Origin of the sequence: Kitasatospora sp. A2-31, assembly GCF_022288725.1 — a bacterium.
GTDB lineage: Bacteria > Actinomycetota > Actinomycetes > Streptomycetales > Streptomycetaceae > Kitasatospora.
The window spans coordinates 1-1,081 of record NZ_JAKNTA010000264.1; the positions used below are offsets into that span (position 1 = coordinate 1).

Here is a 1,081-nt window from a genome sequence, read left to right on the forward strand (position 1 = left end):
CACGACAACGCCCCGCAGCAGTCGATCGTGTGCGGCCCCGAGGGGCTCGTCGCCGAACTCGTCCGCGGGTTCCGCGCCCGTGGCGTGCTCGGCCAGGTCCTGCCGTTCCGGTCCGGCTTCCACACCCCCATGCTCGCCCCCTACCTGGCCCCGATCCGCCAGGCCGCCGAACGCTTCCGGCTGCACCGGCCGACCGTGCCGGTGTGGTCCGGGACCACGGCGTCACCCTTCCCCGAGACCGCGGCGGAGGTCCGCTCCCTGTTCCTGCGCCACCTGCTCGAACCGGTGCGGTTCAGACCGCTGGTCGAAGCCCTGTACGCGGCCGGGTTCCGCGCCTTCGTACAGGTCGGCCCCGGCCAGCTGGGGTCCCTGGTGGGCGACACGCTGGGCCGGCGGGACCACCTGGTGATCGCCGCGAACTCGCCGCACCGCGACGGACTCGCCCAGCTGCGCCGCCTCGCCGCCGCCCTGTGGGTCGAGGGCGCCGAGCCCGACGCGGCCGCTCTGCAGCCCGCCCGGGCCCGGACGCCGGACACCCGCACCACCCCTGCGGTTCGGCCGCACCCGTCCGTCCGGCTGGACCTCGGCGGAGCTCTCGTCTCGCTGGAGGCCGCCACCGTCGCGGCCGTGCGGTCCGCACTCGCGCCCGCCCTACCGGCCGCTGCGCAGGTGCTTGCGCCGAGCACCGTCGCACCCGGCACCGGCAGGCCCGGCAGCGCGGCACCCGGCACGCCCGGCACGCCCGGCACCGGCAGGCCCGGCAGCGCGGCACCCGGCACGCCCGGCACGCCCGGCACCGGCAGGCCCGGCAGCGCGGCACCAGTCGCACCCGGCACGCCCGGCGCCGTCGCACCGAGCACCGCAGCACCGGCCCGCGCCCAGGAGGGCTCCCCGGGCGCACTGCTCGACGCCCATCCGGTGGCGGCCGAGCTCGGCGCCCTCCTGCGCGACACCGAACGGGTCGTCACCGAGCTGCTCGCCCACCGCCGGCCGGCCGGCGCGCCACAGCGCCGGACCATCCCGGCACGGCCCGTCCGTCCTGGCCCTGCGCCGGCCCCGGAGCGACCGGCGCCGGCGTCGC

General features: G+C 78.9%; 1 pseudogene. It reads left to right on the forward strand.

Annotated elements, in window-relative coordinates:
* Positions 1-1,081 (forward strand): annotated as a pseudogene (locus MCM47_RS44520) (beta-ketoacyl synthase); the annotation flags it as partial.